At 74.5% G+C, this 8,093-nt stretch carries 5 protein-coding genes and 1 riboswitch; of the genes, 4 read left to right on the top strand and 1 reads right to left on the bottom strand.

Going from position 1 to position 8,093, the window contains the following annotated elements:
• The first annotated feature begins 361 nt into the window (after positions 1 to 361).
• The 3 genes from GL263_RS16345 to GL263_RS16335 all read left to right on the top strand — a co-directional run bounded on the left by GL263_RS16345 (position 362) and on the right by GL263_RS16335 (position 2,536).
• Positions 362 to 1,186: an SAM-dependent methyltransferase gene (locus GL263_RS16345; protein ID WP_323379427.1), complete on the top strand. Its 825-nt coding sequence runs from the start codon at positions 362 to 364 to the stop codon at positions 1,184 to 1,186.
• 30 nt (positions 1,187 to 1,216) lie between these two features.
• Positions 1,217 to 2,035 (top strand): nucleotidyltransferase domain-containing protein, encoded by an 819-nt coding sequence (locus GL263_RS16340; RefSeq protein WP_182856457.1) that lies wholly within the window; start codon positions 1,217 to 1,219, stop codon positions 2,033 to 2,035.
• Between the two features lie 96 nt (positions 2,036 to 2,131).
• Positions 2,132 to 2,536 (top strand): cold-shock protein, encoded by a 405-nt coding sequence (locus tag GL263_RS16335; RefSeq protein WP_182856456.1) that lies wholly within the window; start codon positions 2,132 to 2,134, stop codon positions 2,534 to 2,536.
• A gap of 88 nt (positions 2,537 to 2,624) precedes the next feature.
• On the opposite strand, the gene cobN is transcribed toward GL263_RS16335, so the two are convergent.
• Entirely contained in the window at positions 2,625 to 6,248 is a 3,624-nt protein-coding gene (gene cobN, locus GL263_RS16330) for a cobaltochelatase subunit CobN (protein ID WP_182856455.1), read from the bottom strand.
• 53 nt (positions 6,249 to 6,301) lie between these two features.
• Positions 6,302 to 6,374, bottom strand: a riboswitch (cobalamin riboswitch).
• 142 nt (positions 6,375 to 6,516) lie between these two features.
• Here cobN and GL263_RS16325 point away from each other — a divergent pair.
• A partial coding sequence (locus GL263_RS16325; protein WP_228456549.1) for a ferredoxin-like domain-containing protein occupies positions 6,517 to 8,093 on the top strand: 1,577 nt, incomplete at its 3' end.

Here is an 8,093-nt window from a genome sequence, read left to right as displayed (position 1 = left end):
CCCGCGCCCGGCCCAGCCCAGGGCCCGGCATGACCGGCGGACGGAGTCCGGCCCCGCCGCCCGCGCGGGCGCCCGGCTGGTTCACTGGGGGACATGAGACGCCGAGTGACGATCCGTGTCCCCCTGCCCGGCCGGCGCATGGTCATGGCGCTGGCCACCCTGCTGATCGCCGTTGTCGTCGCGCTGGTCGTGCAACTGGCCTGAGGGGGCGGCAGAACAGGCCACGATCAACGGTAAAACCCCACGCCGCGCGGCCCCGGGCGTTAGTTTGGTGGCCGAAAAGCCGCGTGTCACCCCGCGCGCCGATCACAACCGCTCCAGGACCGGCCGAGGGGACCGCGCCCGACCCGAGGAGACCAAGGTGGCTGAAGGCACGTCCCGCCCCGACCCGGCGGCCACGGACCGGATCGACTCCACCGTGCCGCACTCGGCGCGCATGTGGAACTACTGGCTCGGCGGCAAGGACAACTACGAGGTCGACCGGGTCGCCGGCGACCAGATCCGGGAACTCCACCCCGGCATCCTGGAGTACGCGCGCGCCGACCGGGCGTTCCTCGGTCGCGCGGTGCGCCACCTCAGCGAGGACCTCGGGGTGCGCCAGTTCCTGGACATCGGCACCGGACTGCCCACCGCCGACAACACGCACGAGGTCGCGCAGCGGCTGGCGCCCGACACCCGTGTCGTCTACGTCGACAACGACCCGCTGGTGCTCACCCACGCCCGGGCGCTGCTGACCAGTACCCCCGAGGGCGCCACCGACTACGTCGAGGCCGACCTCCACGAGCCCGAGGCGATCGTCGAACACGCCAGGAAGACCCTGGACTTCGACCGGCCCATGGCGATCATGCTGCTCGGCATCGCGATGTTCGTCGCCGACACCGACGAGGCCCGCGACATCGTGCGCCGGCTGCTGGCGGCCGTCCCGTCGGGCAGCTACCTGGTGCTCTCGCACACGATCACCGCCCCCGGGCTGGAGGACGTCGACGCGGCGGTGGCGTTCTGGAACTCCGTCGGCACGCCGAAGCTCAAGCAGCGCACGCCGGAGGAGGTCGCCGCCTTCTTCGAGGGGCTGGAACTCCTCGAACCCGGCGTCGTCTCCTGCTCCCGCTGGCGGCCCGACCCCCTCCCCGGCGGCGGTGAGCCGGAGGAGGTCGCCTTCTGGTGCGGCGTCGCCCGCAAACCCTGACTGCGAACCCCGAGTAAGGACCAACTCGCTTTGACCACAGAAGAGTTCGACGAGGGCCGGTTCCTCGACCGGACCGCGGACCGGCTTGTCGGGCTGCCCGGCGTGGAGGCCGTCGCCCTCGGCGGTTCCCGCGCCGAGGGCACCCACACCCCGGACAGCGACTGGGACCTGGCCGTCTACTACCGGGGCCCCTTCGATCCGGCGGACCTGCGGGCCGTCGGCTGGTCGGGCGAGGTGTCGGAGCTGGGCGCCTGGGGCGGCGGTGTCTTCAACGGAGGTGCCTGGCTCACCGTCGAGGGCCGGGCCGTCGACGTGCACTACCGCGATCTCGACGTCGTCGAGCGCGAGTTGGCGCGGGCGCGGCGGGGGCGGTACCACCGGGAGGTGCTGCTGTTCCACCTCGCCGGCATCCCGAGCTACCTGCTCGTCGCCGAGCTGGCCGTGAACCGGGTGCTGCGCGGGCGGCTGCCGGACGTCGGCGCGTACCCGGAAGCGCTGCGGGAGAGCGCCGGCCGCGAATGGTACGAGGCGGCCCGACTCACTCTCGACTACGCTGCCGGCCACGCGCGGCGCGGCGCCCGCACCGAGGTGGCCGGCGCCGTCGCGGTGGCCGCCGCGCAGACCGGGCACGCCGTGCTCGCCCTGCGCGGCGAGTGGGTCACCAACGAGAAGCGGCTGCTGGACCGGGCCGGCCTGCGCGGTGTCGACGAGGTCTTCGACGCCCTCGGTCACCCGCCGCCGAGGACGTCCGACGCCGCCGACGGGACCGGGCCGCTGCTGGCCGCGCTGGAGCGGGCGGGGAAGCTGTGCGCCGACGCGGTGCACGAGGCGCGCGCGTCGTCCGGGTGATGCGGACGTTGTGTTGTGTGGCCGGGGCGGGTACGGTGCTCGATGACCCCCAGGTGGGTCTTTCGTTGTGGTAGCGGATGTTTGGCGGTATAGGCAGTGGTTAAGGGTAAGGTCATCCGGTTTGACGCGGTTCGTGGCTATGGCTTCGTGGCGCCCGACGACGGCGGCGAGGACGTGTTCATCCACGTCAACGACCTGGACGTGGACAAGCACCTGATCAGCACGGGTGCGATCATCGAGTTCGACATCGAGGAGGGCGACCGGGGGCCGAAGGCCTCACGCGCCCGCCTTGTGGAGCGCGGCGCCTCCGAGCGCCCGGTCGGCGGCGGCTACGCGGGCGGTGACGAGGGCGACTGCGACATCCTCACCGCCAAGGAGTACCGCGACGAGGTGACGGAGGCGCTGCTGACCGCGGCGCCGACGATGACCGCCGAGCAGATCGTGCGGGTCCGGCAGCGGCTGATCCAGCTCGCCGGCAACCACGGCTGGGTGGAGAACTGACGCGCGTCAGGTCACGCGGAACAGACGGACGGCCGTCGGACACCTGGTGTCCGACGGCCGTCCGTCCGTGGTGCGTCCGGGGCGCCGGCTACTCGTCGCCCTCCAGCTCGCCCTCGGTCTCCAGCATGATCTGCCGCAGCGCGTCGACGACCGCCGCGTCGGGCTTCTCCCACATGCCGCGCGACTCCGCCTCCAGCAGCCGCTCGGCCATGCCGTGCAGCGCCCACGGGTTGGCCTCCTCCAGGAAGGCCCGGTTCTCCGGGTCGAGCACGTAGGTCTGCGCCAGCTTGTCGTACATCCAGTCGGCGACCACGCCGGTCGTGGCGTCGTAGCCGAAGAGGTAGTCCACGGTGGCGGCCAGTTCGAAGGCGCCCTTGTAGCCGTGCCGGCGCATCGCCGCGATCCAGCGCGGGTTGACGACCCGGGCGCGGAAGACGCGGGAGGTCTCCTCGGCGAGGGTGCGGGTGCGGACGGTCTCCGGGCGGGTGCTGTCGCCGATGTACGCCTCGGGCGAGCTGCCGCGCAGCGCGCGCACGGTGGCGACCATGCCGCCGTGGTACTGGAAGTAGTCGTCCGAGTCGGCGATGTCGTGCTCGCGGGTGTCGGTGTTCTTCGCCGCGACGGTGATGCGCTTGTAGGCGGTGCGCATCTCGTCGTGCGCGGCCCGGCCGTCGAGCCCGCGCCCGTACGCGTAGCCGCCCCACACCGTGTACACCTCGGCGAGGTCGGCGTCGGTGCGCCAGTCCCGGCTGTCGATGAGCTGGAGCAGCCCGGCGCCGTACGTGCCGGGGCGGGAGCCGAAGATCCTTGTCGTGGCGCGGCGTTCGTCGCCGTGCTCGGCGAGGTCCGCCTGGGCGTGGGCGCGCACGAAGTTGGACTCCGCCGGCTCGTCCAGCGACGCCGCGAGCCGCACCGCGTCGTCGAGCAGCCCGACGACGTGCGGGAACGCGTCGCGGAAGAAACCGGAGATGCGCAGCGTCACGTCGATCCGCGGGCGGCCCAGCTCCTCCAGCGGCACCGGCTCCAGACCCGTGACGCGGCGGGAGGCGTCGTCCCACACCGGGCGGATGCCGAGCAGCGCCAGCGCCTCGGCGACGTCGTCACCCGAGGTGCGCATCGCGCTGGTGCCCCACAGGGAGAGGCCGACGGACGGCGGCCAGTCGCCGTGGTCCGTGCGGTAGCGCTCCAGCAGCGAGTCGGCGAGCGCCTGCCCGGTCTCCCAGGCGAGCCGGCTGGGCACCGCCTTCGGGTCGACGGAGTAGAAGTTGCGGCCGGTCGGCAGCACGTTGACCAGACCGCGCAGCGGCGAACCGGACGGCCCGGCCGGCACGAAGCCGCCGTTGAGGGCGTGCACCGTGTGGTTGATCTCGTCGACCGTGCCGGCCAGTCGCGGCACGACCTCGTTCACCGCGAACTCCAGTACCCGGGCGACCGGTTGACGCTGCTCCTCGGGCAGGTCGGCGGTGACGGCGGGCACGGCGTCCAGCGTCCAGCCGGCCGCCTCCATGGCCTCGACCAGCGCGCGGGCCCTGCTCTCCGCCTCGTCGGCGGTCGTGCGGGTCGCCGCCGACTCGTCCAGGCCCAGCGCCTCACGCAGCCCGGGCAGCGCGGTCGTGCCGCCCCAGATCTGCCGGGCGCGCAGCACGGCCAGCACCAGGTTGACCCGCTCCGGGCCGGCCGGCGCCCCGCCGAGCACGTGCAGACCGTCCCGGATCTGGGCGTCCTTGACCTCGCACAGCCAGCCGTCGACGTGCAGCAGGAAGTCGTCGAAGCCGTCGTCGTCGGGACGCTCCTCCATGCCCAGGTCGTGGTCGAGCTTGGCCGCCTGGATCAGCGTCCAGATCTGCGCGCGGATCGCCGGCAGCTTCGCCGGGTCCATCACGGAGATCGCCGCGTACTCGTCGAGCAGCTGCTCCAGGCGGGCGATGTCGCCGTAGGAGTCGGCGCGGGCCATCGGCGGCACGAGGTGGTCGATCAGGGTGGCGTGCACCCGGCGCTTGGCCTGGGTGCCCTCGCCCGGGTCGTTCACCAGGAACGGGTAGACCAGTGGCAGGTCGCCCAGCGCGGCGTCGGGCGCGCAGGCCGCCGACAGGCCGGCGTTCTTGCCCGGCAGCCACTCCAGGTTGCCGTGCTTGCCCAGGTGGATCATCGCGTGCGCGCCGAAGCCGCCCTCGTCCTGGCCGCTGGCCATCCAGCGGTAGGCGGCCAGGTAGTGGTGGGACGGCGGCAGGTCCGGGTCGTGGTAGATCGCGACCGGGTTCTCGCCGAAGCCGCGCGGCGGCTGGATGACGATCAGCAGGTTGTTGTGCCGCAGCGCGGCCAGCACGATGTCGCCCTCGGGGTTGCGGCTGCGGTCGACGAACATCTCACCCGGCGGCGGACCCCAGTGCTCGACCACCGACTCCCGCAGCTCGGCGGGCAGCCCGTCGAACCAGCGCCGGTAGTCGGCGGCCGGGACGCGGACCGGGTTGCGGGCCAACTGCTCCTCGGTCAGCCACTGCTGGTCGTGGCCGCCCGCCTCGATCAGCGCGCGGATCAGCTCGTCGCCGTCGCCCGACTCCAGGCCCGGCACGGCACCCTCGCCGCTGGTCGGGCCGAAGTCCCAGCCCTCCTCGCGCAGTCGGCGCAGCAGCGCCACCGCGCTCGCCGGGGTGTCCAGGCCGACGGCGTTGCCGATGCGGGAGTGCTTCGTCGGGTACGCGGAGAGCACAAGTGCCAGCCGCTTCTCCGCGTTCGGCACGTGCCGCAGCCGGGCGTGCCGCACCGCGATCCCGGCGACCCGGGCGGTCCGCTCGGCATCGGGGACGTAGGACGGCAGACCGTCGGCGTCGATCTCCTTGAAGGAGAACGGGACAGTGATCAGCCGGCCGTCGAACTCCGGCACCGCCACCTGGCTCGCCGCGTCCAGCGGGGACAGGCCCTCGTCGTTCTCCTCCCAGTCGGCACGGGAGGAGGTCAGGCACAGCGCCTGGAGGATCGGCACGTCCAGCCGCGCCAGCGCGCCCGCGTCCCACGACTCGTCGTCGCCGCCGGCCTGCGCCTCGGCCGGACGGGTGCCGCCGGCCGCCAGCACGGTGGTCACCACCGCGTCCACACCGGCGAGTTCGTCCAGCAGCTCCTGCTCGGGCGCGCGCAGCGAGGCCACGTACAGCGGCAGCGCGCGACCGCCCGCCTGCTCCACCGCCTCGCACAGCGCCGAGACGAACGCCGTGTTACCGCTCATGTGGTGGGCGCGGTAGTAGAGCACCGCGATCAACGGGCCGTCGGCCGGCCCCGCGGACTCCCGCTCCAGCGGACCCCACGACGGCGCCGCCCGCGGCGGGTCGAAGCCGTGACCGGTGAGCAGCACGGTGTCGGAGAGGAAGCGGGCGAGCTGGTCCAGGTTGTCCGGACCGCCGTGCGCGAGATACGCGTGCGCCTCGGCCGCGATGCCGACCGGCACCGTCGACGCCTCCATTAGCTGCGCGTCCGGGGCCTGTTCACCGCTGAGCACCACCACCGGGCGCGGCTGCGCGAGCAGCGTCTCCAGCCCCTCCTCCCAGGCGCGCACCCCGCCCAGCAGCCGGACGACCACCAGATCGGCCCCGTCCAGCAGGCCCTCCAGGTCCTCCAACGGCAGGCGGGACGGGTTGGCGAGCCGGTAGGGGACGGGACCGCCCGCGGCACGGGCGGACAGCAGGTCCGTGTCGGACGTCGACAGCAGCAGGATCATGCGCGTCTGGCCTTCCTCGGGGTTTCCGCGCCCCGGGCGGGTCGTGACGGCGGGAGTTCCTGGCTCACCCGGCTCTCGCCGGGCTCACAGTGGCGGGACCGCGCCGGATTCTCACCGGGCTTCCTCCCATGGCGCCGTCGCTGGCGTCGACGGGCCTGTTGGCCCGCCGGGGAGCATCGTACGCCGGAGGTCCCCGGTCACGGGGGCCGGATGTGGCACGTCCCACCTCCGGGCTCCGGGGCCCGTACGCCGTCGTATGCTCGCCGCCATGCCCACCACCCCCGGCACCGAGCCGCGCCCTGAGGCCGTGCCCGCACGCGACCGGGGCGACGCCTGCCCCGGTGCTTTGCGGCTGCACAGCGCCGACGACGGCATGCTCGCCCGGGTCCGGCTGGTCGCCGGCCGCCTCGCCGTGCCGCAGGCACGCGCGCTGGCCGACCTCGCCGAGCGGTACGGCGACGGGCACCTGGACCTCACCTCGCGTGGCAACCTCCAACTGCGCGGCCTCCGCGACGGCTGCTCAGTTGAGTTGGCGGACCGGCTCGCGGCGGTCGGCCTGCTGCCCTCGGCCCGGCACGAGCGGGTGCGGAACGTCGTCGCCTCCCCGGCCGCCGGCCTGGACGGCGGCGGCCACGGCCGGGTGGGGGAGTGGGCGGCGGAGCTTGATCGCATGCTGTGCGAAAGCGAATCCGCGCCCCGTCTCTCCGGACGTTTCCTGTTCGCCCTGGACGACGGGCGGGGCGACGTCGCCGCCCTCGGCGCCGATGTGACGTTGCTCGCCCGGCCCTCGGACGGGGTGCTGCGACTCGGCGCGGGCCCCTGCGCGGTCGCGGTCCCCGCCGCCGACGCGCCCCGGGCGGCCCTCCTCGCCGCCGAACTCTTCCTCTCCCTCTCCGACACCGCCGGCACCGGCGCCTGGCGGGTCCGCGAACTCCCCGAAGACCACCGCCCCACCGCCGACACCCTCGCCGCCCACCTCCGTGCGGCGGGCCTGCGCGCGGAGCCGGCCGGCTCCGAAGCGGACGCCGATGCGGGCGCGGGTGTCTCCGACCCGGTGGGTCCCGGCCTGCCCGCGCCGAGCCCGCGCTCGGCGTCGGCCGGATCCGGCGGTGCCCTCGCGGCGACCGGGGCCGCGCGGTCCTCCGGGGGCGTCGGGACGTCGCCGACCCCGGCCGAGGCCGGGGCACCGCGCCGCACGCCGGGCCCGCCGCCCGGCGTGCTGACCGCGCCGGACGGCACCCGCTCGCTGTCCGTGCTGGTCCGACTGGCCAGGATCAGCGCGCCCGGCTGGCGCCTCCTCGCCGACCTCGCCGAGGGCGCCGCCGAGCGGGTCGAGGCCCCTGCCGACGGCGAGCTGCGCGTCACGCCCTGGCGGGGGGTTGTCCTGCCCGGCGCCGGCGACCCGGACTCGCTGGCCCGCGCCGCCGATGCCGGCCTGATCACCGACCCCGCCTCGCCCTGGCTGGGCGTCACCGCCTGCGCCGGGCGCCCCGGCTGCGCCAAGTCCCACACGGACGTCCGCGCGGACGCCTCCGCGACCGTCGCCCTGCTCGCGCGGCGACCGGCACACTCCCGGCTCCAGGGGCCGCCACCCGTGCACTGGTCCGGCTGCGAACGCCGCTGCGGACACCCCGGCGGCGAGTGGACCGACGTCACCGCCACCCCGAACGGCGGCTACCGCGTCACCCGCCACGCACCCGGCAGGACCCCACCGGCCGGCGGCGCCGCGCGGACCGCCGCCGACCCGTCCGTCCTGGCCGGCGCGTTGCTCGCCGCCGGGCCGCCCGCGCCCGCCGCCACCCGCAGCCACACCCCTGTCTCGTATACACATCTGCGAGACCACGA

The organism is Streptomyces durbertensis (assembly GCF_014156695.1).
In the GTDB taxonomy this organism is placed as follows: domain Bacteria; phylum Actinomycetota; class Actinomycetes; order Streptomycetales; family Streptomycetaceae; genus Streptomyces; species Streptomyces durbertensis.
Note: the sequence above shows the minus strand (reverse complement) of the source record. Positions and strands in the feature narration are given on the sequence as shown.